The organism is Streptomyces sp. NPDC020965 (assembly GCF_044333555.1).
Taxonomy (GTDB): Bacteria; Actinomycetota; Actinomycetes; order Streptomycetales; family Streptomycetaceae; genus Streptomyces.
Genome location: NZ_JBIRRE010000001.1, coordinates 1,382,463 through 1,408,069, shown reverse-complemented (window position 1 = coordinate 1,408,069; position 25,607 = coordinate 1,382,463). Strand labels below are relative to the sequence as shown.

The window sequence follows — 25,607 nt, the reverse complement described above, 5'->3', positions numbered from 1 at the left end:
GCGACCCACCCCACTCCCACACGCTGGGCGGCTGCACGTTGGCATATGCCAGAGTCCTGATCGACAACTGGCGTTCGGCATCCGATCGCCGTCCGGCATCCGATCACGGTCCGGCGCCCGCCGTCGTCCGGCGCGGTCAGCGGAGGGATCAGCGAACCGGCCGGCGAACCGGTCGGGGAAGTCGTCAGAGCACCGCGCTCAGGAACTCCCGGGTGCGGTCCCGCTCCGGATCGTTGAACATCTTGTCCGGGTGGCCGAATTCAATCACCTTGCCCTGGTCGAACATCATCACGCAGTCGGACACGTCCCGGGCGAAGCCCATCTCATGCGTCACGCAGAGCATGGTGATGTCGGTGGTGTGCGCGATGTCCCGCAGTAGGTCCAGCACCCCGGCCACCAGCTCCGGGTCGAGCGCCGACGTCACCTCGTCCAGCAGCAGCACCTTCGGGCGCATCGCCAGCGCCCGCGCGATGGCCACCCGCTGCTGCTGCCCTCCGGAGAGCTGCCCAGGGTAGGCGTCACAGCGGTCCCCGAGCCCCACCAGATCGAGCAGCTCACGGGCCCGCTCGTCGGCCTCGTCCCGGGACATGCCCAGTACGTGCACGGGCGCCTCGGTGATGTTCCGCAGCACCTTCATATTGGGGAAGAGGTTGAACTGCTGGAACACCATCCCGATGTTCTTGCGCACCTCGCGGATGTGCTTCTCACCGGCCGGTACCAGCTTGCCGTTCTTCTCCTCGTGACAGAGCTGCTGCCCGCCGACGGTGATCGTGCCCTCGTCCGGCTTCAGCAGCGTCATCAGCAGCCGCAGGATCGTGGTCTTGCCCGAGCCCGATGGCCCGATCAGCGTCACGTGCTTGCGGGGGAAGACCCGGAAATCCAGGGAGTCGAGAACGGTGTTGGCACCGAACCGCTTGGTGACGTGGTCGAAGCGGATCAGCTCCTCCGGCCGCTCGCCGGCGGTTTTCGCAAGGTCGGTGTCAGCGGACAAGACGACGCTCCAGTGCTCGCATGAGAAGGGATGCCGGATAGGAGATGACGATGAAGGCGATACCGACGACCGTGAACGCCTCGACCGTGAGGAAGGTCTCGGACGCGAACTGCCGGGCCTCACCGAGCATGTCCATCACCCCGATCACGAAGATCATCGGAGTGTCCTTCAGCATCGCGATGACGTAGTTGCCGAGCGCCGGGGCCACCCGGCGGATGGCCTGCGGCAGGACCACCGCGCCCCAGGTGCGGGTGCGCGGCAGACTCAGCGCGGTCGCCGCCTCCCACTGCCCCTTCGGGACGCCGTCGATCCCCGCGCGATAGACCTCGGCGGTGTACGTCGAGTAGTGCAGCCCGAGGCCCACCACCCCGGTCACCATCGCGGAGAGGGTCACGCCCCACTCCGGCAGGACGTAGTAGAGGAAGAACAGCTGCACCAGCAGCGGGGTGTTGCGGACGAACTCGGTGACGGCCGCCACCGGCCAGCGCACCACCGCGGGACCCGAACGCTGGGCCACCGCCCAGACGAGCCCGAGCGCGAAGGCGAGCAGTGCGCCGAAGACCAGGGCCTGCATGGTGACCAGCAGACCGTCCCAGAAACGCGGCATGAAATCGCCCACCGCGGACCAGTCCCACTCCATCAGCGCTCACCTCCGGCGGAAGCCTTGGCCGGGACGGCGGCCCGACCGGCCGGGTCCTGGGGGGCCGCGTCACGCCGGACGGCGGCACGGAGGGAGGAGAGCATCCGCCCGGGGGGCTGCGGCTGTCCGATGCCGGCCTTCGCCTGGCGCTCCAGCGCCCGCATCCCGCGGGTCAGCAGGAAGGCGAGCACGAAGTACATGGCCAGGATCACCGTGTAGACCGGCGCGCTCTGGCCCGTCGCGTTCCGCACCAGCGAGGCGCCGAACGCGATGTCGGAGACACCCATGATCGAGACCAGGGCCGTGCCCTTGAGCAGCTCGATCAGCAGATTGTTGAAGGGCGGGATCATCTCAGGCCACGCCTGCGGCAGGATGATCTTGCGTAGCTGCTGCGCGGGGGTGAAACTCAGGGCGATGCCCGCCTCCCGCTGCGCCGGGGAGACCGCGTTGATCGCGCCGCGCACCACCTCGGAGCCGTACGCCCCGTAGGTGAGGCCCAGGGACAGCACGGCGGCCCACATCGGGACGAGCTGCCAGCCGAAGCCGAGCGGCAGCACGAAGAAGATCCAGAACATCAGTATCAGGGCCGATGTGCCCCGGAAGATCTCGAAGTAGACGCCGGCGACGAACCGGACTATCCACAGTCGGTGGGCGCGCGCCAGGCCGGTGACGAAGGCGACGACCACACCGAACGCGGCGCTGTAGACGGTCAGCTGGACCGTGATCCACACGCCTCTCAGCAGGAGTTCCCACAAACCCGGGCTGATCTCGCTCATGGTTTGCACTTCTCCTTGGCGGTGATCGTGGTCATCTGGTCCTTCGTGAAGCCGAAGGGACGCATGATCTCCAGTAGTTCGCCGCTCTTCTTCAGCTTGTGCAGCTCGCGGTTGAACGCGTCGCGGAGGGTGGTCTCCGGGGTGCGGAAGGCGAAGCCGCCGACATCCATCACCGGCTTCCCGTCGACGTACGGGGTGACCTCCTCGGTCGCCTCGGCGCGGGTGCTCTCGGTCTCCCGGACCACATTGCGCACGGTGACGGCGGTCCCGACGAACACATCGACCCGACCCTGTTCCACCGCGAGCAGCCCGGCCAGTTGGTCGGGGAGGGTGGTGACGGCCTTGACCCCGGCCTCCTTGGCGTACTCGATCTCCGCGTACCCCACGCCGGTCGCCATCCTCGCGCCGGACCGGGCGATGTCCTGGTAGGTGAGCAGCTTCTTGGGGTTCCCCTTCGGCACGATGAACGCGTCGAGCATCTGGTACTCGGGGTCCGCGAATATCACCTGCTCGCAGCGGGCCTCGTTGATGTACATCCCGGCCGCGACCGTGTCGAACTGGAGCGAGTTCAGTCCGGTGATCAGCGAGCCGAACTCGGTGGGGAAGGGCTCGACGTTCTCGACGCCCAGCTCCTTGAAGACCCGGTCGGCGATGGCCGGCGCCGAGCCGGTCATCCTGCCGTTCTTGTCGATGTAGCTGAAGGGCTGCTCACCCGCCAGCCCCAGCCGTACGGTGCCCTTCGCGCGCAACTGCTCCAGCAGCCGCCCGCCGTCGCCGGTGTCGGCCGTGGACACCCTGCTGCACCCGACGGCGCCGATGGCGCCCACGGCGGCGGCTCCTGCGAGCAGTGAGCGGCGTCCGATACTGCGGCCGGTGGTCTGTCTCGTGCTGTCTCGTGGTCGAGCCATGGTCGCGCGGCTACCCCGATGCCATGCGGGTATGCGGATCATTTCCGGCCCCATTTGGGGGCGGCGTCGCGGCGGAGGATGGCTGAACGACCGATTCATCACGATCTCCGCTTACCCGGCCGCCGCGCGCCCGTCCCGGCCGTCTCAGTCGTTCAGCCGGCTCAGTCCCCCCGGCTCAGTCCCCCGGCTTTTCCAGCCGGGCACCCGTTTCAGCCGCGCACCCGTCCCAGCCGGCTCAGTCCCTCAGCCGCTCAGCCGCGCACCCGCTTCATTGGCTCAGCCGCTCAGCCGCGCACCCGCTTCATTGGCTCAGCCGCTCAGCCGCTCAGCCGCGCACCCGCTTCATTGGCTCAGCCGCTCAGCCGCTCAGCCGCTCAGCCGCTCAGCCGCTCAGCCGCTCAGCCGTTTCGTCCGTCTCATCCGTGCGGCCGAGGGCGGGTGCGGGGATCGCCGCCGCCCCCGATTCGTACAGCGCGTGCGCGGCCCGCAGCACCAGCCCGTCGGCGTGACGGGCGCCGATCAGTTGGACCCCGATCGGCAGCCCGTCCTCGTCCACCCCGCACGGCACGGTCGCGGCGGGTTGCTGCGTCATGTTGAAGGGGTACGTGAACGGCGTCCACCCCGTCCAGCGCCGCAACCCCGACCCCGGCGGCACCTCCACCCCCGCTGCGAAGGCGGTGATCGGCACGGTCGGGGTGATCAGCAGGTCGTACGAGGTGTGGAACCGGCCCATCCGCCGCCCCAGCTCCGTCCGGGCGTCCACCGCCGCCAGGTACTCCAGCGCGCTGAACCCCGAAGCGGCCTCGGCCACCTCCCGCAGCCCCGGATCCAGCGTCTCTCGCTGCCGGGCCCCGAGTAGCTGCACCGTCCGGGCCGCGCCGCTGAACCACAGGGTGTGGAAGGCGCCCACCGGATCGGCGATATCCGGATCGGTCTCCTCGATGAACGCGCCGCGCCCGGCGAGCGCGCTCACCGCTCGGCGCACCGCCGACGCCACCGCCGGGTTGACCGCGACCTGCCCGCCGAAGGAGGGCGAGTAGGCGATCCGGAGCCCCTTGATACCGGCGTCGACGGTGTCCCGCACCGGTTCGGCGGGGCCCAGATGGGACCAGTCCCGGCTGTCCTCGCCGCTGATCACATCGAGCATCAGGGCCGCGTCCGCGGCGTCCCTGGCCAGCGGGCCGACATGGGAGAGCGAGCCGAAGGGGCTGGCGGGATGGATCGGAACCCGGCCGTAGGTCGGCTTCAGTCCGAAGACCCCGCAGAACGAGGCCGGGACACGGATCGAGCCACCGCCGTCCGTGCCGAGCGAGAGCGGCCCGGCGCCGACGGCCACGGCCACCGCGCTGCCGCCGCTGGAGCCGCCCGCCGTCCGGGCGGGATCGTACGGGTTGCCGGTCACCCCGTGCCGGGGCGAGTCCGTCACCCCCTTCCAGCCGAATTCCGACGATGTCGTCTTGGCGAGGAGGACCGCGCCGTGCGCGCGCAGCCGGCCCACGGATGGGGCGTCCTCGGTCCAGAGCGTGTCCGGGCGGACCGTCAGGGAGCCCCGCAGGGTCGGCCCGCCGCGTTGCAGCAGCAGATCCTTCACGGTCACCGGCACCCCGTCGAGCAGCCCCTGCGGCTCCCCCCGGCGCCAGCGCTCGGCCGACGCCGCCGCCTGGGCGAGCGCCTTCTCGGCGTCGACCCGTACGAACGCGTTGACCAGCGGCTGGACCTCTTCTATCCGGTCCAGTGCCGCCCGGGTGGCCGCCACGGGAGAGAAGTCGCCTCTCGCGTAGCCGGCCAGTAGTTGACGTGCGGTCAGGTCGGTCAGCTCAGTCAGCGGAGCAGTCATGCCTGGGGACGTACCCACGTTTCTCGTCGGCCACGTTCGGGAACGGCTTTCCGGCCCGGACGCATGGGCCGCGCCCCGGAGTGGTACCTGATGACACCGAGGTGCTGGATGAACAGAAAGGCTGGACATGACCACGGTCGGACTTCTCTACCCCGGACACTCCGCCGAGGACGACTACCCCCGGCTGGAGGTACTCCTCGACAGCGACATCAGGCTGCCGATGGTCCACACCGACATCGGCGGGGACGCGGGCCGGCCCGGCGCGCCGCTCGCCGCCGGCCCGGCGGAACGCCTCGCGGCGGGCGTCGCGGAACTCCGGCTCGCGGGCGCGGAATCACTGGTGTGGGCGTCCACCAGCGGAAGCTTCGGGTACGGCTGGGAGGGCGCCCACGACCAGATCCGCGAGCTGGCCCGGACGGCGGGGCTGCCGGCGTCGAGCACGTCGTTCGGGTTCGTCCACGCCGTGCGGAAGCTGGGCGCGACGCGGGTCGCGGTCGGTGCGACCTATCCCGCGGCCGTCACGGAGGGCTTCACCGGCTTCCTCGCGGCGGCCGGTATCGGCGTGGTCGCGGCGGAGTCGAGCGGTGTGACGACGGAGGAGGTCGCACAGTGGGGGCGCGACGAGGTCATCGCCCTGGCGCGGGCGGCGGACCACCCGGACGCGGAGGTGGTCCTGCTCCCGGACACGGCGCTGCACACGGCCGCACACCTGTCGGAACTGGAGAAGGCGGTCGCCAAGCCGGTCCTCACGGCGAACCAGGTGACGGTGTGGGAGGGCCTCCGCCTGGCGGACCGCCGCACCTGGGCACTCGAACTGGGCACCCTCTTCGCCCGCCCGGCGCCATGACCGCAGCCGGCCCGTCCGGCCCCGTGGTCGCTCCCGGCCCGTCCGGTTCCGTCACCGTCGCCGGCCGGCCCGGAGCGAGTCCGTCCGGCGACGGCTCGCGGGGAATACGCGGGCGACGGCTCGAGGGGAATACGCGGGAATAAGCGGAGCCAGCCTCCTGTTTCTCCGGCGTACGCCGTCGTCGCGCGCAGGAGGACCGACCCAGTGGATCACGCCACGCCACACCCCACCGGCACCCCGGGCCCCATGGACCCGTCCGGCACTCCCGAGGTGGAGCGCGCCGTCGATCCCGTCCGCGCCACTCCCCTCGGTACCGCACCGACCCCGCTCTCCGTCCTCGACCTGGTCACCGTCGGCGAGGGCGACACCGCCGCCGATGCGCTCCGCACCAGCGTCAGGATCGCCCAGCTCGCGGACGCCCGTGGTTTCCACCGGCACTGGGTCGCCGAGCACCACTCCATGCCCGGTGTGGCCTCCTCGTCCCCGGCCGTGATCCTGGCGCACCTCGCCGCGTACACCCACCGGGTCCGGCTCGGCTCCGGTGGTGTGATGCTGCCCAATCACGCGCCGCTGGTCATCGCCGAGCAGTTCGGCACGTTGGAGGCGCTGGCCCCCGGCCGGATCGACCTGGGTCTCGGTCGCGCGCCCGGCACGGACGGCGGCACCGCCGCGGCACTGCGCCGGGGCGACCGTACGGAAGGCGCCGACGACTTCCCGCGCCAGCTCGCCGAGCTGACCCGGTTCCTGGACGACGACTTCCCCGACGGGCATCCCTACAGCCGCGTCCACGCGGTACCCGGACCGGTGCAGGGCCCCACCGCCCGGCCGTCGGTCTGGCTGCTCGGCTCGTCAGGATTCAGCGCCCGCCTCGCCGGGTCGCTCGGGTTGCCCTTCGCGTTCGCACACCACTTCTCGGCGCGGAACACCATTCCGGCGCTGGACCTGTATCGGGAGTCCTTCCGCCCGTCGGCCGTGCTGGACGCCCCGTACGCCATGATCGGCGTCGCCGCGCTCGCCGCCGATGACGAGCGGACCGCCCGTCGCCAGGTACTGACGGGCGCGCTCTCGATGCTGCGGCTGCGGACCGGCCGGCCGGGGCTGATCCCCACCCCGGAGCAGGCCGAGGCGTACGCGTTCAGTGCGGTGGAGCGGGAGTTCGTGGACGACTGGCTCTCGAACATCGTCCACGGCACACCGGACGCGGTACGGGACGGACTCGACGGATTGCAGAAGCGTACGGGCGCCGATGAGTTGATGATCACCGCCAACGCCCATGGTGGCGCGGCCCGACTCCGCTCGTACGAGCTGATCGCGGACGCCTACGACCTGCCGCGCAGCGGCACCCCCGGCGAGTGAGCCGAAGGGGCGCGCGGGGGTCGAGAGGGAGAACGCGCGGAGGTCCCGAGGTACGAGGGACCGAGCACGATCGACCGTCGGCGCACGCTCACAGCGCCCCGGAGGCGAACCGAGCCCCAAAAACCTGAAGCTTTCTTCAACGGACCCTTATCTCGTCCTTAAACCGCTCGTCACCAGCAGGTGCGGGCGGTTACCTATGTATGCGCACCGTCCTGACGAGCGGTTTCTCGCGGCGATTGGTCTAGTCCTTGTTTGGTCAAGACCATTGACGTGGCGCTGGCGGCATCGCTATTTCTATTCAAAGCCCGTTCCACGCAACCTTCCCCCCACGCACGGAGGCTGTACGTGAGCTCCCGCAGACCCTTGATCGCGGCCCTGACGACGGCGGCACTCGCCGCCGGCGTCCTGGCCGGCTTCGCCACCACCGGTACCGCCAGCGCGGTCGGTGAGAAGGCGGCCGGCGTCGCCGCGCCGACCACCGGCGGAGTCAAGATCGCGTACTACGACCAGTGGAGCGTTTACGGCAACGCCTTCTACCCCAAGCACCTGGACACCCGGGGCATCGCGGGCAAGCTGGACATCATCAACTACTCGTTCGGGAACATCCACCCCACCGACCTGACCTGTTTCCAGGCCAACAAGGCGGCGGGCGACGACAACAACCCGAACGCGGGTGACGGCGCGGGCGACTCGTACGCCGACTACCAGCGCACCTTCTCCGCCGCTGACAGCGTCGACGGGGTCGCGGACCGCTGGGACCAGCCGATCGCGGGTGTCTTCAACCAGTTCAAGGAACTGAAGGCGAAGTACCCCAAGCTGAAGATCAACATCTCGCTCGGCGGCTGGACCTTCTCCAAGTACTTCCATGACGCGGCCAAGACCGACGCGAGCCGCAAGAAGTTGGTGGCGTCCTGCGTCAAGCAGTACCTCACCGGCGATCTGCCGGTCGCCGACGGCTTCGGCGGCCCCGGCACCGCTGCCGGGATCTTCGACGGCATCGACATCGACTGGGAGTACCCGGGCTCGTCCGGGGGCCACCTCGGCAACCACGTCGGCCCCGAGGACAAGGCCAACTTCACCCTGCTGCTGGCCGAGTTCCGCAAGCAGCTCGATGCCTTCGGCGCCGCGAACGGTGGCAAGAAGTACCTGCTGACCGCCGCCATGCCGGCCGGCCAGGACAAGATCAAGTACATCGAGACCGACAAGGTCGGCGCGTACCTCGACTACGCGAACATCATGACGTACGACATGCACGGCGCCTGGAACGGCAGCGGCCCGACCTACCACCAGTCGCCGCTGTACTCGCCGGCGTCCGACCCGACCAACCCGATCGCGCCGGGCACCCAGAAGTACTCGATCGACAACGCCGTGGACTCCTGGATCGACGGAAACCCGGCGTACGGCATCGCGGGCGGCTTCCCCGCGAACAAGCTGACCCTCGGGTACGAGTTCTACTACCGCGGCTGGAAGGGCGTTCCGGCCGGTGCCAAGAACGGTCTCGCCTCCACCGCCAACGGTGGCAGCGCCCCGCGTCCGCTGAGCCAGGCGGCCGGCATCGCCAACTACAAGGAGCTCGGCGGCATCGTCGACAACCCGGCGACGACCTTCTGGGACGACGAGGCGAAGGCCGCGTACTTCTACAAGGACGGTGAGTTCTTCACCGGCCTCGACAAGCGCGCGATCCAGGCCAGGGCGGCCTACGGGCACAGCCGCGGTCTGGGCGGCGCGATGATGTACTCGCTGATCGGCCTGGACGCCAACACCACGCTGCTCAACGACATCGTGGCCGCGGTGGGCCAGTCCCCGAACACGCCGGACCCGTCGCCGAGCACCCCCAACCCGTCTCCCAGCACGCCCAACCCCTCGCCGAGCACCCCGAACCCGTCTCCGTCGACGCCGGGACCGGGTTGCACGGCCCCGGCCTGGGCCGCGAGCGGCACGTACAACACCAACGCGCTCGCCTCGCACAAGGGGCGCGTCTGGAAGGCACAGTGGTGGACGCAGGGCGAGGAGCCCAGCACCACCGGCCAGTGGGGCGTCTGGCGCGACCAGGGACCCTGCTGACACACCCGTCCGGATCCCTGATCCGGTGACCCGCCACTGAGTCCCCCCACAAACACCGCCCCCGCCCGGAGCCACCCCTCCGGCCGGGGGCGGTACCCATTCCGCCCGCGCCCGTTCCGCCGGGGGTGCCCACTCGTCGGCGGCATTCCACCCGTACTCCGGCGCCCGTACTCCTGCGCCCGCGCCACTGCGCCCGTACCGCCGCGCCCCGTACTCCTGCGGTCGCGACACCGCGCCCGTACCACCGCGCTGACGATGCCTTACCCGTACTACTGTGCTTGCGACACCGCGTCCGTACTGCTGCTGTCACCGGGGGCGCGCCCGCTCTCTCATGCCGACAGGGGAGTGCTGACGCCGATCATCTCCGCGATGCGCTCCGGGGGGACCGCCCGCGAGTAGAGCCAGCCCTGACCGGTGTCACAGCCGATCCGCCGCAGCCTGGCGGCCTGACCCGAGGTCTCCACGCACTCCGCGGTGACGGTCAGGCCCAGCCGGTGGGCGAGCTGGACCAGCGCCTCGACGATCGTCTCGTCGGCGGGGTTGGGGTGCGCCTCGTCCTGGAAGCCGCGGACGAAGGTGCCGTCGAGCTTCAGCGCCGAGACCGGCAGCCGGCTGAGGTACGCCAGGTTCGAGTACCCGGTGCCGAAGTCGTCGATGGCGATCCGCACCCCCATATCGCTCAGCGCCTGGAGCGCCTGGAGCGGACGGCCCGCCGAGCCCATCACGGCGGACTCGGTCAGCTCCAACTGGAGCAGATCCGGCGCGAGACCGGTCTCCGCGAGGATCTCCGCCACATCCGCGACCAGGTCGGAGTCCCAGACCTGCCGTACGGCGACATTGACGCTCATGAACAGGGGCGGTGTGTCCGGGTGCTCCCGCTGCCACTGGCGGGCCTGCCGGCAGGCGGTCCGCAGCACCCACCGCCCGAGCTGGACGATCGAGCCGTCCTCCTCGGCGATCCCGATGAACCGATTCGGTGTCAGGGTCCCGAACTGCGGGTGGTGCCAGCGGACCAGCGCCTCCACCCCGCGAGTGACCCCGTCGGCCAGTCCCACCAGCGGCTGGTACTCCAACGCGAACTCGCCGTGCTCCACGGCCGGCCGGAGCGTGGAGGCGAGCGCCTGCCGGGTGACCTGGTGGGCGTTGCGCTCGGGGTCGAAGAGGGTCCAGCGGGCCTTGCCGTCCGCCTTCGCCCAGTACAGCGTGGTGTCCGCCGCCTGCATCAGACCGGTGGCGGTGGTCCCGGTGACGGTGCGCTCGACCACCCCGATCGACGCCGAGACCGACAGTCGCTGACCGTCCAGGTCGAACGGCCGTTGGAGCGCGTCCAGTACGGACCGGGCCAGCTCGGCGACCGGCTCCGTACCGAGGGAGTCCTCGACCAGGATGGCGAACTCGTCACCGCCGAGACGGGCCACCAGATGGCCGCCGCCCCGGGAGTGTCCGCCACGGCCCGCGCACTCGCCGAGTCGCTCGGCGACCGCTGCCAGCAGCCGGTCCCCGACGCGGTGCCCGAGGGTGTCGTTGATGGCCTTGAAGCCGTCGAGGTCCAGGTAGCAGAGCCCGATCCGCCCGGTGGAGCCGTCGTCGTACGCGGACGACTCCAGCGCCGCCGTCAGCCGCTCGAAGAACAGGGTGCGGTTGGGCAGCCGGGTGACCGCGTCGTGCATCTGGAGGTGGCGCAGCCGGGCGCGCAGCTCGCGCCGGTCGCTGACGTCCGCGACGGAGAGCAGCAGTCGGCGGCTGTCGGGGACGGGCGCCACCGTGATCTCCGCCCAGAGCCCACGCCCGTCGGCGTGTTTGATCCGTCTGGTGCAGCGGAACCGGGAGCGGCGGCCGTGCAGCACTTCCCGGTAGGCGTGCCAGGCGCGGGTGTCGGATGCGAGGTCGACCAGATCGGCCGCCGTCCGTTCGTGCAGCGCGCCCGGCTCGGTGCCGAAGAGGGCGGCGAGTGCCGCGTTGGCGGTGACGACGACACCCTCGCGGTCGACGAGGGCCATCGCGATCCGCGCCGCGTGGAACGCGGCCCGGTAGTCGCGCGGTTCGGAGCTATTGGCACAGCCGTGACGCTCTGTGATCCGCGGGCGTGTCCTGCCGGGGACTGCGACTCCCGCGGGCCCTGTTCCTTCGGAGGTTCCGCTCACCGCTCACTCCCACAGTGCAGTTGTGTCGTACAGGGGGCGTACAGATGTGGTCGGGAAGGGTCGTGGGCTTGGGAAAAGAGTTCGGGAAAGTGTGCCGATCATAGGGGCAGCTCCTAGGGCCGTTCCAGCTCCGCCACCTGGGTGGCGCGGGTCCACCAAACTCGGCCGATCGTTTCTGCGCGGGTCTGCGCAGGGCTGATTCCGGACTGACCGAATGTGACGTTCCGTGACCCGTCGGAGTGTCGAAGGATCTCAGGTCGTTCGAGGGCTGGGGGTGGCGCGATCACCCGAGTGGGGCACCGGAACAGGGCGTACGCCAGCAAACCGACACAAGGTGGTTGCGGTGTCTCCCATTCCGCAGCCGGAGGTCTACGTGGAGGGTCAGCAGTCACCCGCCGGAACACCCGGGGGAGTGGAGGGCGACGGCCGGCCGGGGGCCGGTGGTGCGGGGGTCGGGCGACCGGGACGGATGGCCGGAACGAGTGGGTCGGGTACGGACGGGTCGGGTGCGGAGAGGGGTGGACGGGGCAGGGGTGACGGATCTGGCGATCCTGACCGGAGCCACAGGGTCTGGACGGGCGCGAGTGGTTCGAGTGGCACCGGTGGTGCGGGCGGCGCGAGTGGCCCGGGTGGTGTGGATGACGGTACGTACCGCGGTGCCGACGGTACGAGTGGTGCGCGTGATGCCAACGTCCCCGAAAGTGCGGGTGGCGCGGGTGGCGCGGGTGGCGCGGGTGGTGCAGGTGGTGCAGGCGGTGCGGGCGGTGCAGACGGTGCAGGTAGTGCAGGCAGTGCAGGCAGTGCGGGTGGTTCAGTCGGCGGCTCGGGTGGCGGCGCGGGCGGTGCGACCGGTCAGGGGGGCGAGCGTGGCCGGCTCCGCAGTGCGGCGGCGGCCCTCACCTCACTGATGGCGCTGGCCGCCACCTCCCTCGTCGCCGGACCGGCGGTCGCCAAGACCTCGGCCGCCTCCTGCGCTCTGCCCCGTACCCCCGCTCATCACTCCCTCGGTCTCGACACCTGGAACTCGGCCTATCCGCGGCCGACCGACCGGCTCGACGCGGTCATGATCTTCCTGTCCTTTCCGGATGCCGTCCCGAGGTACGAACCCGTCGAACTCGCCGCCGACCACTTCCCCGCCACCAGCGGCTTCTTCGAGCGCGCCTCGTACGGCAAGTTCTCGCTGCGCCCGCACCCCCAGCGTGCCTGGGTGGCGATGCCGAAGGCGTCCACCGCGTACGGGATAAGCCGCGACTGGAACCCGGGCCAGCGGAGCGCGTACCTGCGGGACGCGCTCTCCGCCGCCGATGAGACGGTCGATTTCTCCCGGTACGACATCGTCTATCTGGTCGCCGACCCAGACGCGCCCGGGGTGGACTCCGACGCCACGAAGGTCGTCAACTTCGACCGCGCGATGAGCTTCGACGACACCCCCGTACGCCGGGTCGTCACGGTCTTCGAACGGCATCCCCCGGACCGCAACGTCCTGGCCCATGAGACCGGGCACGTCTTCGACCTGCCGGACCTCTACCACCGGCCCAGCGACGGCAAGGGCGACTGGGACACCCATGTCGGGGACTGGGACGTGATGGGCAGCCAGTTCGGCATGGCGCCGGACCTCTTCGGCTGGCACAAGTGGAAGCTGGGCTGGCTGGACGGGCGGGCCGTGCGCTGTGTGACCGGCCCCCAGTTGATCACCTTGGAGCCGATCGCGGCGCCCGCGCCCGGGGGGAGCCTCGGCACCCGGCTGGCGGTCGTACGGACCGGGGCGGGCGAAGCGCTGGCCATCGAGGCGCGCGGGGCCACGGGCAACGACGCCTCCATCTGTACGGAGGGCGTGCTGCTCTACCGGGTACGGTCGGACACGGCCTCCGGGGGCGGGCCCATCGGGGTCGTGGACACCCATCCGGACAGCGAGGCGTGCTGGGACCAGTCGGTCTATCCGGAGCTTGCGGACGCGCCGCTGAGGGTGGGGGAGACCTTCACGCTGCCGGGACCGGCGGGCGGGCGCACCCGGGTGGAGGTGGCGGACCGCACGGAATCGGGCGCCTGGACCATCAAGATCACTACCGCCTAGATCCCGCCTCGCCCGGTGCGGTGCCTAGCCGCACTGCCCGTTGCGGTGTCGAGGCGCACGAAAAGGGCCCCTCGCTCTCGCGAGGGGCCCTTCTCCGTCTGTGCGCCGCCAGGGACTCGAACCCCGGACCCGCTGATTAAGAGTCAGCTGCTCTAACCAACTGAGCTAGCGGCGCCTGCTGACGTCGTAGACCTTAGCACCCTGATCGGTGCGAGGAAAAATCGATACATGTACTTCCGGCGAGACGGCCGCGCGGGCCGCCCGGACACAGGCCCAGAGCAGGACCTCGGGCCCGGGGAGCCAGGGGTGTCGGGTGTCGGGGGCCACCAGCCAGCGGGAGCCCGTGCCGGGCCGCCCGCTCTCGACCAGCGGCGGGATGGTCACCGCGTCACCCGTGCCGTGGCAGAGCGGCGGCGGCACCGAGGCGCCCCACTCCTCCCACTCCAGCAGTGCGGGTAATCGCCCGGCGGTGCCCGGCGCCGCGAAGAGCAGCATCCGGCCCCGGTGCATGGCGACGGGCCCGGAACCCGGCCCCTCCGCCCAGAGCCGGTCGAGCATATGACGCCCGAAGATCGCCGGAACGTTGACGACATCGAAGACGGAACCGCAGGTCAGAGCGGTGGCGGTGGCGGGCTCTGCCTCCCAGTGGGCGAGCAGGGAGTGTGGATACGTCCCCGAGGAGGCCAGCCACTGGGCGCCGGGGCCGGTGACCTGGGCCACGCGCTGGGGGTCCGTCCCGGGTGCCGGGGGCTCCGCGCCCGGCGTGTCCCGGTGGGGGGTGGGCACGGGGGTCGGTGATCCGGAAGGAGCGGTGCGGGGATCGCGGTCGGTGTCTCGCAGCCAGGCGCTCATGAACAACATCTACCGCGGGTAACGGGTTGGATCCCGTGAGTTCGGCAAAGCGAGGACAGGGGCGAGGGGGCTGGAGTATCTTGCGCCCCCGGAATATGCCACCGGACCCTTACGGAGGCCCCTGGTGCCCCCGGCGCGGCGCCTCGCCCGCCGTACTCCGCGAACGGGCCGCGAAGGCCGCAGCGGGTCGACCACGGCCTTCCCTGCGTGTACCGGGGCCCCCGGGGGACCTACCCGGGCCACCCGGTACGCGCACGGGCTGTGCGCACGGGCTGCCTGTGGCATCCCTCGCCGGTATCCCTCGCTGGGGCTTTCCCTTCCGGCTCTCCCGGCCTCGGGCGCCGGGGCCCTCCTGCCACCTGCCCTCAAGCCGGCCTGCGCACGGGCCGTCCTGCCCTCAAGCCGTCCTGCGCACGGGCCGTCCTGCGCACGGGCCGTCCTGCGCACGGGCCGTCCTGCGCACGGGCCGTCCTGCGCACCCCGGGCCCGCCCGGTCGCGGACCGACACCGGGCCCGGTGACGAGCGCCCGGGGCGGGCCCGATCACCCCTGGGCCGCTCCAGGTGCGGGACTACCGCGGGGTCTCGTCGCGGAGCAGGCCCTGACCGAATTCGATCATCTTCTTGGCATAGTCCTCGGTCCACCCCGCCCGCTCGGCGATGTCCACCGGGGTGAGCCGGTCGAACCGGCGACGGTCAGCGAGCTGGGCGGCGGCGATGGCCTGGAACTCCACGGCCCGGTCCGCCGCGGCCCGGAAGGCGAGGGTCAGCTCGGTGGCGCGGGCGAGCAGCTCACGGGGATCCTCGATCGACTCCAGGTCGAAGAAGTGCTCGGGGTCGGCGACCGACTCGACGGGTTCGAAGAGCAGGGGAGCGGGCCGCGTCTTCCGAGCGGGCTGCTGGGCTTCCGCCATGTGCTGTTTCCTCCTCGCAGGGCCACGACGGCCACACCGGTGGGACCGGACCGCCTTCCATTGTCCAGGCGCGGGCAAGTGGGCGTGGTGGGCGCCCGAGCGCCCCCGTTCAGCCCTCCAGATGCGCCGTGTCGTTCCAGCGGTCCAGCGACGGGGCGCCGTAACTCCACCCCAGCACCGAGACCGAGGCCGGGTCCAGCTTCACGCGGGCCCCGAACGACGGCTCAAGACCCAGCCAGCGGGCCACCAGGACCCGCAGGACGTGCCCGTGCGCGAAGACCAGCACATCGCGGTCGGCCGACCGCGACCACTCGATGACCTCGTCCGCCCGCGCCGCCACCTGGGACAGCGCCTCCCCGTCCCGTACGCCGTCCCGCCAGATGAGCCAGTCCGGACCGGCGAGCTCCTTGATCTGCGGGGGCGTCAGCCCCTCGTACGCGCCGTAGTCCCACTCCATCAGCGCGTCCCAGGGGGCGGCCCGGTCGCCGAATCCCGCCAGTTCACAGGTCTCCGACGCGCGCACCAGCGGACTGGTGCGCACCTCCACGTCCCGTAGGCCCGACCACGGGGCCCGGCGCAGCCGCTCACCCAGGAGTTTCGCGCCGCGCTTGCCCTCATCGAGGAGCGGAATGTCCGTCCTGCCGGTGTGCTTGCCGAGCAGGGACCATTCGGTCTGTCCGTGCCGGACGAGCAGGATGCGCGGTGCCATGTCGCGGTTCTCCCTGAGGTTCACAGGTGCTGGTACTCCATCATCACCCACCTGATCACGAGGCGACCTCCCGGGCGAACCCGGCCCTCTCTCCGCAGGTCGGAGCCGTGGGCGGGGGTGCCACTCCGGAGACCGTACGGTCGGCCGGCGCCGGGACCACCGTCGGCCGCCCCCAGCCGGGAGTGGTCACGCCCCAAGGCAAACGGCGCTGCTTCGAAGGCACTCCCCAGGCTGCTTCGAAACCACTGCCCGGCGTCGTCCCCGGCCGTCAACCGCCGTCCCTGTTCACCATCGGATCCCCAATTGTCGGTGCCGGATGCCAGACTTCCCCGGGTGAGCGAATCCCTGGACAGCGGACCACCTCCGCAGGCGCCGACGACACCACTCCGGCTACGGCTCGCCGAGCTGCGCGGCCCCGCCGCCCGGCCCCGTCCGCTCGACGCGCGGGCGCTGGCGGCCCTCGCGGCGAACCCCGGGTGCCAGCGGCGCGCGCTGCTGGACGGCGCGGGGGTCGACAAGGCGGCGCTCGCCGCCGCGCTGGGATCGCCCACCGCCTCCGGACAGTCGCAGTTCGCCTTCATGCGCGGAAACGCCTTCGAGGCCCGGGTGAAGTCCGACGGCGGCGCGGAGCTGATGCGGCTGCTCGGCGTGGACCCCCCGGGGGAGTTCACGGTGCCCGACCTGTCGGCGGTCGGCCCGGAAGGGCGCGCGGCGCGCACGGCACTGGCCCTGCGCGACGCGACGGCGGCCGGTGGCTGGACGCTGCTCGACCACCCGCTGCTCGCCCTCGACGTCGCGGGTTCGCCCGCCTATCTGGAGCCGGACGCGGTGGTCGTCCACCCCGACGGCCGGTGGACCGTGGTCGAGATCAAGTCCTTCCCGATGATCGACGCCTCCGCCGACGCCGCCAAGGTGGGCGCGGCGGCCCGCCAGGCCGCTGTTTACGTCCTGGCGCTGGAGCGGGTCGCCGACCGCACCGACGGCGCCGAGGTCGCCCACCGGGTGCTCCTGGTCTGCCCCCGGGACTTCTCCAACCTCCCCACCGCGTCCGTCGTCGATGTCCGCAAACAGCTCGCCGTCACCCGCCGCCAGCTCGCCAGGCTCACCCGCGTCGAGGACATCGCCGCGGCGCTCCCGCCGGGCGCCACCTTCGATCTGGAGCGACCGGCCGACGAGCTGACGTTCGCGGTGGAATCGGTCTCCGCCGCCTATGCGCCCGACTGCCTCGCCGCCTGCGAGTTGGCCTTCCACTGCCGGGAGCGGGCCCGCGGGACGGGAGCGGTCGGCACCCTCGGCCGCTCCGTCCGGGGCGAGCTGGGCGGGCTGACCACGGTCGGCGATGTGCTCGCGGCGGCCCGCGGCACGGGGGGCGACCCGAGCGACCCGGCCGTCGTGGCGCTGCGGCGGGCGGCGGCGCTGCGCGCGGCGGCGCTCGCGGACGCGGATTTCGAGGTGGCTCCGTGCGGCTGACCTCCCTGACGCCCCCGTTGACCTCCCTGGCAGTGCTGACCCCCCGCGAGCTGTCCCCTCGGGGAGTCGCCAGGCAGCCCCGGACCGGGGCCCGCGCGCCCGGAGCCGGCACACCCGCGCTGGCACGCCCTCCCGCCCGTACCCCCGCCGCCGCCGTTCCCGCCCGTACCCCCGCCGCCGTCACCGCCTGCGCCGTTGCCCCTGCCGCTGTGACAGGGGCCGGCGCGGCCATCGGCCCGATCATGGCGCCGGAGGTGCCCGGATGTCGCTGATCGCCACCCTCGCCCGGTTGGAGGCCATCGAGTCCGGCCGGGCCCGGCCGCTGGCGACCGTCCGCCACCGCCATCTCTCCGCGCGACCCCTCGTCCTCGTCCCCCTGACGACGGCGGGCGAGGCCGGAGCGCCGTTGGGCGCGCTCGTCGGGACCGACCCCGAGCACCCACGACTGCTGACCGTGGCCCAGCCGCGCGACCGCGAGCTGCGCTTCGCCTTCCTCGCCGAGCTGGCCGACGCCGTCCTCCCCCACCTGGACGGATACGCCGACGACGTCGAGACGGTCGAGCGGACCGAGGCCGATCCCACGACCGGGAAGCGCGTCAAGATGGAGGCCGAACTCTGCGCCGACGCACCCCAGTTGATCGTGCCGGGGCGGACCGGCATCGACTTCGTGCGCCTCCTCGGCCGCTCCATGCGGTTCCGCCGCACGGCCGAACAGGATCCCGAAGCGGCCTACCCCGCACCGCCGCGCGTACCGCTCCTCGGCCGCTGGCTCACCCACTACGGCGAGCGGGCCCGGGTCCCCGGCTCCGCCCTCCTCCTCTCCGCGACCGATCTGCTCAACCGCCACTGGGCCACCGGTCAGTCCTCGCTGGAGGACCAGCATTTGGGCGCGCTGCTCGCCTGGATCGACCCGCCGGAGGGCATGACCGGGGCGGCGGCGGCACTCCGGGCCGAGCTGGCCCGGGACGCCCAGGGGCAGTTGCTCTGCCCCCCGGCCGGACCCGCCACCGACCCCGCGTTCGACAATCGCCTCCTCGCCCCCGCCGTCGAGGGCTACGACCGCGTCCGCCAGGCCCTCGCGGCGGCCGAGGACGGCACCGACGCCGACGCCTGGCTCGGCGAACTCGCCGTCGCCGAGCGGGAGATCCGCCGACTGCTGCTCACCCAGCTCCGCCCCACCTGGTCCGCCGTGTGGCGCTCCCTCGACCTGCTGCGGGAGCTGCCGGAGGGCACCAGGGCGGTGGACCGCTGGACGCGTGACCGCTGGTCGTTCACCGCCCACCGGGACCGGGTGCGGGCCGGCGAACCCCCACAGCCCCGCCGCGACGACGCGGTGACGGCCGCGCGGAAGCTCGCCGCCCGCGAGAGCGCCCAGACCGAGCTGGAGGCCCAGGAGGCGTTGGACGATCCGCTGGTGATGGCGGGGCGCCGGCTCTCCGGCGAGGCGTTCGTCGGCGAGGTGATCGAGACCGTCATGGCCTGGTCCGAGTCGAAGCGACCCGCACCCCGCCCCCTGATCACCCTCCGGACGGACGACGTCCCCCAACTGGCCGAGCGGGTCAAGGTGTACCGCTCCCTCGACAACAAACCCCAGTCCGCCGAGTTCGTACGGTACGAGGCCGATGGCGTCCTCGTGCTCCGGCTGACCGACCGCATGGGCCGCGCCAAGGACCCCGCCGACGGCACCGTGCCGGTCAAGGGCGACCGGATCGCCTGGACCCTGTTCGAACACGCGCAGCGGGGCGGCCCGAAGCTGCCGGAGCCGGAGGAGACGCCGTGGACCCACGGCGGCCCGCCCGCCACGGCTGCGGAGGACCCGGACCCGCTGACCTCGGAGGACATCCTGTGACCGGCTTCGATCCGGCTGCCGAGGCGGCCCGGGCCACCGACGCGATCCTCGCCGACACCCTGCGCGGCAGCCACCGGGGGGTGGTCGTGGACTCGCCCCCCGGGGCGGGGAAATCCACCCTCGTGGTCCGCGCGGCGCGGGAGCTCGCCGCCGCTGGACGCTCGTTGATGGTCATCGCCCAGACCAACGCCCAGGTGGACGACCTCGTGATCCGTCTGGCCGAGAAGGACCCCGAGCTGCCGGTGGGGCGACTGCACAGCAACGACCCCGACCCGTACGACAAGGCGCTCGACGAGCTGCGCAACGTCCGCAAGTCCGCCAAGGCCGGGGATCTCGCCGGACTGGACATCGTGATCTCCACGGCGGCGAAGTGGGCGCACGTCCAGGGCGTGGAGCCCTGGCCGCACGCCATCGTGGACGAGGCGTACCAGATGCGCTCCGACGCGCTGCTCGCCGTCGCCGGGCTCTTCGAGCAGGCCCTGTTCGTGGGTGACCCCGGTCAGCTCGACCCGTTCTCGGTCGTCGGCGCCGACCAGTGGGCGGGGCTGTCCTACGATCCCTCAGCCAGCGCCGTCTCCACCCTCCTGGCACACAATCCGGAGCTCCCGCAGCACCGGCTCCCGGTCTCCTGGCGCCTGCCGTCGTCGGCGGCGCCGCTGGTGTCGGCCGCGTTCTACCCGTACACCCCGTTCCGCAGTGGTACGGGTCCGGAGGACCGGCGGCTCTCCTTCGGTGTCGCGTCGGACGGCTCGCCGCCCGACCGGGTGCTGGACGAGGCGGCGGCTTCCGGCTGGGGCCTGCTGGAACTGCCCGCCCGGCACACCCCCCGTACGGACCCGGAGGCGGTCCGGGCGGTGGCCCGGGTGGTGCGCAGACTCCTCGACCGAGGGGGCGTCGCGACGAGCACGGCCGACGCGGATCCGACCCCCGTGACGGCCGACCGGGTCGCGGTCGGCACCGCCCACCGCGACCAGGCGGCGGCGATCCGCGCGGCCCTCGCCGAACTGGGCGTCACCGATGTGACGGTGGACACGGCCAATCGGCTCCAGGGCCGCGAGTTCGACGTCACGGTGGTCCTCCACCCGCTCTCCGGCCGCCCCGACGCGACCGCCTTCCACCTGGAGACGGGCCGGCTGTGCGTGCTCGCCTCGCGCCACCGGCACGCGTGTGTGGTGATCTGCCGCGCGGGCGTGGAGGAGCTGTTGGACGAGCACCCCTCGACGGAGCCGGTTCAGTTGGGGGTGACGGTGAAGTTCCCGGACGGCTGGGACGCAATGATGACGACCTGGGACCACCTGTCCAACCACCGGGTCTCGTGGCGGCCCTGAGGTCTTCGCCGGGGTCCGGGGCCTGCGGCTGGTCTCCACGGAAGGGTGACCCCCCGGCCCGGCAGGTACGGGCGGGTGCGGGGCCGCTTCCCCAGCCGGAGGGCCCGGTCAGACCCCCCGCACCAACTCCCCCCGCCGTGCCAGGAACTCGGGGACGCCGGGTGTCGCACCGTACGGCCGCAGGACCGTGGCCGTCGTCGTCAGCAGCGACTGGATACGGGCGGACTGGACCCGGTCCAGCAGGTCCAGCACCTGGTGGCCGGCCTCCGCGGACTCGTCCGGCGCGCCCCCGTGCGCGAGGTTGACCGCCAACTCCGCCCGGTAGAGCGCCAGGTTGCGGGTGAAGCCACGGTCCTGGAGGGAGGCCGCGCGGCGGGAGTGCCGGGCCGCGCGGGGCCAGGCGCCCATCGTGGACCAGCACTGGCCCTCCAGTAACTCCAGCTCCGGTTCGCCGAAGAAGGACATCCACTCCGGGGCCCCGGTGCCCCGGCCGAAGTACCCCCGGGCGCGGGTCAGCGCCCGCTCGCACTCGCCCCGGTCGCCGAGCCCGGCCCACCCCCCGGCCTCCCGCAGCGCCAGCAGGGACCGCAGCCGGGGGAAGTCCAGCCCCCCGGCGGCCCGGAGCCCCGCCTGTGCCGCGAGGACCGCCTCCCGGTGGCGGCCGGCGTCCCGGGCGAGGAAGGAGATGTTGGAGAAGGCGTGCGCCTCCAGCGCCGGATCGCCCGCCACCCGCGCGGTCGCGAGGGCCTCCGCGTAGTGGGAGCGCGCCTCGTCGAAGTGGCCCGAGTCATGCGCCAGCCAGCCCACGGAGAGGGTGAGTTCGCCGGCGCCCGAGTGCAGCCGGTCGGTGGTCTCGCGGCGGGTCGAGATTCCGGCGTCGAGGAGGGCGTACGCGGCCCGCAGCGGCTGCGCGGCCCGTTGGTAGAGCCCGTTCGCCCCGTAGCGGTCGTCCAGGAGGCGGATTCTCCGTACGGCCTCCTCGACGGCGGCCACCTCCGGTTCGCCGACCCGCCGCCGCGCGGGCGCGGTGTCACCCGGATCACCTCCCGCGCGCAGTACGGAGCCGAGCCCGAGCCCGGATCCCAGCCCGAAGGACGCCGCCGCCATCGTGGCGGACCCGCTGGTCATGAATGCGCGACGCAACACGTTGGTCTCCTCGTCGCCCTCGCCGTCGGTCCTGCCGTCGCCGAACTCCGCTGCGGACGGAGCCGGTTCACGCCCTGGGGACCGCTTTCGCCTCCCCCCTCGTACCCGCTCACGGGCCATGAACCCCAGATCCGCCAGGGTCAGACCGGGGTACATATGGAGGAAGACGCGTTCGTAGGCGTAGTTGGGGCAACGGATCTCACCCGCCTCCACGCGTCCGACGTAACGGGCGTCGCAGCAGACGCGTTCGTCGATCTCCCGCGCGGCCTTGCGGACGACCGCCGCGAATTCGCCCGGGGAGAGCGATCCGCGCAATCGACGGAAGGGCAGATTGGGCACCGCGTGCGGTTGTCCCGGCGCAGGTCCCGGTGCCGGGGCCGGTGCTGGTACTGCCCGTGCTGTGCGTGCCGACGACGCCATGGCCGAGCCTCTCCTGCCGTGCGGACGTCGGTACTCTCCGTACTCTCCGGGAGCCGGGGAACGCGCCCGCTGTGACGAGACGTGCTCCTAGAGTTTGGCCATGAAGCGGGCGGCGTTCACGTGATCTGCCATGAACTGCCATCCTTTGGGCGGTGTGGCGCCGTAGCCCTTGACGTGCGGAGGCGTTGAACCCCTTGGACGCGCGGTGCGCGCCCTCCGTCGAGTGAGAAGGGGTTCCCCGTGTTGGAGGTCGGCATGGAGACCAGCGCCCACGGCGCCGCCCGGATGCCTACGACACCCGCCATGACCACCGCGGTAGCGCTGTACGGCACCCCCGCGGCCACTCAGCCGATCAACCTCGCGACCACCCCGGCCACCACGCCCGCCACGCCTGCCAAACCACCCGCCAACCCCGCCGAACCACCGACCGGCTCCCCGGCCACCCCCCAGCTCGCCGCTGCGGCCCCTTCGGCGACCACCGCACGCCACCGCCCCAGCCGGGAGAGCAGCCCGCCACCGCCCGTCGCCGGCCCCTGCGATCTGGTGACGGTCCCGGCCCGGCAGGGCCTCGAAGCGGTGGACATCCTCCGTCGCTCGGCCGCGCCCGCTGTCGGCCCGGTGCTCCACGACGGCGAGTCCGACACCCTCGGCTTCTTAGTGCCGCCCGGCACGGCGGACGGCTGGGACATGCCGGGCAGTGCCTGTACGGGGACCTGGGGACACGGCCCCTGCCCCGCGCTCACCGAGCCGGCGGCTCGGGGCACCGGCTGGCTGCTGCCGCCGAGCGAGGTGGATCCGCTGACGGATCCGGCGACGCTCCGGGAGGCGCTGGGGGAGGCGGCCCGCCTCATCGAGGCAGCGGACAGCCGCCGCTGACCCCGGGCCCGCCGGGGGCCCGCCGGTTGGGGGGCACCCGTACCGCCCCCCACCGGGCGAAAGCGTCCCACCCCCGCCGATAATGGTGTGATGGCGAAGAGCAAGCGGCGGCGCGGCGGAGCGGATCGACCCGAGCGCGTCGTCGCGGACGTGGACGGCGGGGTCGCCGAACTGATACCCGATCCGGAGCGTCCTCGTGCCTGGACTCTCCTCATCGACGGGGCCCCGCAGTCCCATGTCGATCTCGACGACCCGGCGTACCTCTCCTTCGAGTACCAGCGCCGGCTCGGGCACATCGCCGATCTCGTCGCACCACCGGCCCGCCCGCTCCAGGTGGTGCATCTCGGTGGGGGTGCCTTCACACTCGCCCGCTATGTCGCCGCGACCCGACCTCGCTCCACCCAGCAGATCATCGAACTCGACGCGGCCCTGGTCCAACTGGTCCGGACCCAACTGCCCGTGGACCCCAACGCCCGGATCCGGGTACGGTCCGGCGACGCCCGCGCCGGCCTCGGCAGACTGCCCGACGGCTGGGCGGATCTGATCATCGCGGATGTGTTCGGCGGGGCTCGGACCCCGGCCCATCTCACCAGCGCCGAGTTCCTCGCCGAGGTGCGCCGGGTGCTGCGGCCCGGTGGACACTACGCGGCCAATCTCGCCGACGGCCCGCCGCTCGCCCATCTGCGGGCCCAGGTCGCCACCGCGGCCACCGTCTTCCCGGAACTGGCCCTCGCCGCCGATCCGACAGTGCTGCGCGGCAAGCGGTTCGGCAACGCCATCCTGCTCGCGTCGGACATCGCACTGCCGGTCGCCGAGCTGACCCGCCGCGTCGCGGGCGATCCCCATGCGGGCAGGGTCGAACACGGCCGTGCCCTGCTGGACTTTACCGGTGGCGCGAGCGCGGTCACCGACGCGAACGCCCGCCCCTCACCGGCGCCCCCGCCGGGGGCCTTCCACTGACGAGCACCCCCGGCGAGGGGACGTCACAACGCCTTGAACGCCTCCGCCACCGCTGCGCAGGTGGCCGCGAGGTCGTCGTCCGTGACCGCGGCGGAGACGAACCAGCAGGCCATGGGGAAGGCGTTGGCATGGACTCCGCGCTTGAGGAGTTCATGCCGGAAGGCATGGGACCGGGCCTGGTCGACGCGGAGCAGGTCGCGGTAGTGGCGGGTGGGGCTGCCGTCCGGGGTGAAGACGGTCTGGAACATGGCCCCGACGCCCTGCACGGAGCAGGGGATCCCCTGGTCGTGCGCCGCCTTCCGGGCCGTCTCCATCACCTGGCGGCCGGTGTCGTCGATCCGCTGGATGACGTCGGGATCGCCGAGTTGCCGCAGCGTCACCAGGGCCGCCGTAGCGCACAGCGGTGAGGCGTTGTACGTGCCCCCGTGCTTGACCCGCCCCGAGGCGAGCGCGTCCATGACCTCCCGACGGCCGGCGAAGGCGGCGATGGGCAGACCGCCCCCGAGCGCCTTGGAGAACACGGCGAGGTCGGGGATCACGTCGAAGAGGGCCTGGGCCCCACCGGGGCCGGTGCGGAACCCGGTACAGACCTCGTCGAAGATCAGCACGATGCCCCGGGCGGTGCACTCCTCGCGCAGGGCCTCCAGAAAGCCCGTATCGGGCATGGTGCAGGCGTTGTTGGCGACGATCGGCTCACAGATGACGGCGGCGACGTCCCCGGCGTGGGCGTCGAGCACGGCGCGCAGCGCGGGCAGGTCGTTCCACGGGCAGACCACCACGTCCTCGATGACACCCGTGGGGATCCCCGGCGAGTGCGGGACGGACCGCGGTGTGCCCGGGGGGCCGGCCTCCTGCTCCGTGGGACGGTTCGAGATCGCCAGGGTGTCCGACCACCCGTGGTAGTGCCCTTCGAACTTCAGGATCCGGGAACGCCCGGTGTGACCGCGGGCGGCGCGTACCGCGCCCTGTACGGCCTCGCTGCCGGAGTTCGCGAAACGGACGAGCTCCGCGCAGGGCACCATCCGGCAGATCGTCTCCGCCAGCTCCACTTCCGGAACGTTGCAGGTGCCGAACATCGTGCCGGTGTGGAGCACCTGGGTGAGGGCGTCCGTCAGCACCGGCGGGGCATGGCCGAGAACGGCGCTGCCGTAGGAGATGAGGTAGTCGATGTACTCGTTGCCGTCGACGTCCCGGATGCGGGAGCCGGCTCCGCTGCTGATGTAGAGCGGGTACGGGTGTGGTCCCGTGGAGGTGAGACGGGAGGACGAACTGATGCCGCCCGCGAGGGAGTGCTGCGCGCGCTCGAACCACGACCTGCTGCCGTCCGTGCCGTGCAGCGCCTGTAAACGGTCATTCATGGTTGCTCCTGTTTGCTGGGGTATGCCCGAGGACACGCTTCCGGGTGTTCGGACCGGTGCCAGGGGCGGCGTGACATGAAGGGGTGGTGC

At 72.0% G+C, this 25,607-nt stretch carries 20 protein-coding genes and 1 tRNA gene; 9 read left to right on the top strand and 12 right to left on the bottom strand.

Translation table 11 applies throughout. The features are described from left to right. Positions 1–184: 184 nt before the first annotated feature. From ehuA to ACH4S7_RS06065, 5 genes are all read right to left on the bottom strand, one after another. A complete protein-coding gene (gene ehuA, locus ACH4S7_RS06085) occupies positions 185–991 on the bottom strand; it encodes an ectoine/hydroxyectoine ABC transporter ATP-binding protein EhuA (RefSeq protein WP_398519838.1) in 807 nt (268 codons plus the stop codon). Next, the gene (ehuD, locus tag ACH4S7_RS06080; RefSeq protein ID WP_398519837.1) at positions 981–1,631 is read right to left on the bottom strand and encodes an ectoine/hydroxyectoine ABC transporter permease subunit EhuD; all 651 of its coding nucleotides are present in this window, start codon (positions 1,629–1,631) and stop codon (positions 981–983) included. Before ehuD ends, ehuA begins: the two co-directional genes overlap by 11 nt. Further along, complete coding sequence (gene ehuC / locus ACH4S7_RS06075; RefSeq protein WP_398519836.1) at positions 1,631–2,407, bottom strand: ectoine/hydroxyectoine ABC transporter permease subunit EhuC; 777 nt, start codon at positions 2,405–2,407, stop codon at positions 1,631–1,633. The genes ehuD and ehuC overlap by 1 nt, the downstream gene beginning before the upstream one ends. Then, positions 2,404–3,315, bottom strand: coding sequence for an ectoine/hydroxyectoine ABC transporter substrate-binding protein EhuB (ehuB, locus tag ACH4S7_RS06070; RefSeq protein WP_398519835.1), 912 nt, complete (start codon positions 3,313–3,315; stop codon positions 2,404–2,406). Before ehuB ends, ehuC begins: the two co-directional genes overlap by 4 nt. A 382-nt stretch (positions 3,316–3,697) precedes the next feature. Further along, complete coding sequence (locus ACH4S7_RS06065) at positions 3,698–5,152, bottom strand: amidase (protein WP_398519834.1); 1,455 nt, start codon at positions 5,150–5,152, stop codon at positions 3,698–3,700. 127 nt (positions 5,153–5,279) lie between these two features. On the opposite strand from ACH4S7_RS06065, the gene ACH4S7_RS06060 reads away from it, so the two are divergent. The 3 genes from ACH4S7_RS06060 to ACH4S7_RS06050 all read left to right on the top strand — a co-directional run bounded on the left by ACH4S7_RS06060 (position 5,280) and on the right by ACH4S7_RS06050 (position 9,419). Continuing rightward, positions 5,280–5,999: a decarboxylase gene (locus tag ACH4S7_RS06060; RefSeq protein WP_398519833.1), complete on the top strand. Its 720-nt coding sequence runs from the start codon at positions 5,280–5,282 to the stop codon at positions 5,997–5,999. 246 nt (positions 6,000–6,245) lie between these two features. Beyond that, the gene (locus ACH4S7_RS06055; RefSeq protein ID WP_398520048.1) at positions 6,246–7,355 is read left to right on the top strand and encodes an LLM class flavin-dependent oxidoreductase; all 1,110 of its coding nucleotides are present in this window, start codon (positions 6,246–6,248) and stop codon (positions 7,353–7,355) included. 345 nt (positions 7,356–7,700) lie between these two features. Continuing rightward, positions 7,701–9,419 (top strand): glycosyl hydrolase family 18 protein, encoded by a 1,719-nt coding sequence (locus tag ACH4S7_RS06050; RefSeq protein ID WP_398519832.1) that lies wholly within the window; start codon positions 7,701–7,703, stop codon positions 9,417–9,419. 329 nt (positions 9,420–9,748) lie between these two features. Here the strand turns inward: ACH4S7_RS06050 and ACH4S7_RS06045 are convergent, their stop codons facing one another. Further along, complete coding sequence (locus ACH4S7_RS06045) at positions 9,749–11,563, bottom strand: putative bifunctional diguanylate cyclase/phosphodiesterase (protein ID WP_398519831.1); 1,815 nt, start codon at positions 11,561–11,563, stop codon at positions 9,749–9,751. A gap of 634 nt (positions 11,564–12,197) precedes the next feature. Between ACH4S7_RS06045 and ACH4S7_RS06040 the strand changes: the two genes are divergently transcribed. Beyond that, positions 12,198–13,637 (top strand): M6 family metalloprotease domain-containing protein, encoded by a 1,440-nt coding sequence (locus ACH4S7_RS06040; protein ID WP_398519830.1) that lies wholly within the window; start codon positions 12,198–12,200, stop codon positions 13,635–13,637. Positions 13,638–13,738: 101 nt separating this feature from the next. Here ACH4S7_RS06040 and ACH4S7_RS06035 read toward each other — a convergent pair. The 4 genes from ACH4S7_RS06035 to ACH4S7_RS06020 all read right to left on the bottom strand — a co-directional run bounded on the left by ACH4S7_RS06035 (position 13,739) and on the right by ACH4S7_RS06020 (position 16,110). Beyond that, a tRNA-Lys gene (locus ACH4S7_RS06035) sits at positions 13,739–13,812 on the bottom strand. Next, positions 13,803–14,489, bottom strand: a complete 687-nt coding sequence (locus ACH4S7_RS06030; protein ID WP_398520047.1) for a hypothetical protein — start codon at positions 14,487–14,489, stop codon at positions 13,803–13,805. Before ACH4S7_RS06030 ends, ACH4S7_RS06035 begins: the two co-directional genes overlap by 10 nt. Positions 14,490–15,059: 570 nt before the next feature. After that, a complete protein-coding gene (locus ACH4S7_RS06025) occupies positions 15,060–15,401 on the bottom strand; it encodes a hypothetical protein (protein WP_398519829.1) in 342 nt (113 codons plus the stop codon). Between the two features lie 109 nt (positions 15,402–15,510). Further along, positions 15,511–16,110, bottom strand: a complete 600-nt coding sequence (locus ACH4S7_RS06020) for a histidine phosphatase family protein (protein WP_398519828.1) — start codon at positions 16,108–16,110, stop codon at positions 15,511–15,513. Positions 16,111–16,443: 333 nt separating this feature from the next. Between ACH4S7_RS06020 and ACH4S7_RS06015 the strand changes: the two genes are divergently transcribed. The 3 genes from ACH4S7_RS06015 to ACH4S7_RS06005 all read left to right on the top strand — a co-directional run bounded on the left by ACH4S7_RS06015 (position 16,444) and on the right by ACH4S7_RS06005 (position 20,757). Then, positions 16,444–17,580 carry a hypothetical protein gene (locus ACH4S7_RS06015; protein ID WP_398519827.1) on the top strand — a complete coding sequence of 379 codons (1,137 nt, stop codon included), beginning with the start codon at positions 16,444–16,446 and terminating at the stop codon, positions 17,578–17,580. A 262-nt stretch (positions 17,581–17,842) separates the two neighbouring features. Next, a complete protein-coding gene (locus ACH4S7_RS06010) occupies positions 17,843–19,429 on the top strand; it encodes a hypothetical protein (protein WP_398519826.1) in 1,587 nt (528 codons plus the stop codon). Next, a complete protein-coding gene (locus ACH4S7_RS06005; protein ID WP_398519825.1) occupies positions 19,426–20,757 on the top strand; it encodes an AAA domain-containing protein in 1,332 nt (443 codons plus the stop codon). The genes ACH4S7_RS06010 and ACH4S7_RS06005 overlap by 4 nt, the downstream gene beginning before the upstream one ends. 108 nt (positions 20,758–20,865) lie before the next feature. Here the strand turns inward: ACH4S7_RS06005 and ACH4S7_RS06000 are convergent, their stop codons facing one another. Then, positions 20,866–22,323 carry a tetratricopeptide repeat protein gene (locus ACH4S7_RS06000; RefSeq protein ID WP_398519824.1) on the bottom strand — a complete coding sequence of 486 codons (1,458 nt, stop codon included), beginning with the start codon at positions 22,321–22,323 and terminating at the stop codon, positions 20,866–20,868. A 351-nt stretch (positions 22,324–22,674) separates the two neighbouring features. On the opposite strand from ACH4S7_RS06000, the gene ACH4S7_RS05995 reads away from it, so the two are divergent. After that, positions 22,675–23,199, top strand: coding sequence for a hypothetical protein (locus ACH4S7_RS05995; protein WP_398520046.1), 525 nt, complete (start codon positions 22,675–22,677; stop codon positions 23,197–23,199). 90 nt (positions 23,200–23,289) lie between these two features. Next, entirely contained in the window at positions 23,290–24,159 is an 870-nt protein-coding gene (locus ACH4S7_RS05990) for a spermidine synthase (RefSeq protein ID WP_398519823.1), read from the top strand. A gap of 23 nt (positions 24,160–24,182) precedes the next feature. On the opposite strand, the gene ACH4S7_RS05985 is transcribed toward ACH4S7_RS05990, so the two are convergent. Further along, positions 24,183–25,517 (bottom strand): aspartate aminotransferase family protein, encoded by a 1,335-nt coding sequence (locus tag ACH4S7_RS05985; RefSeq protein WP_398519822.1) that lies wholly within the window; start codon positions 25,515–25,517, stop codon positions 24,183–24,185. Positions 25,518–25,607: the final 90 nt, after the last annotated feature.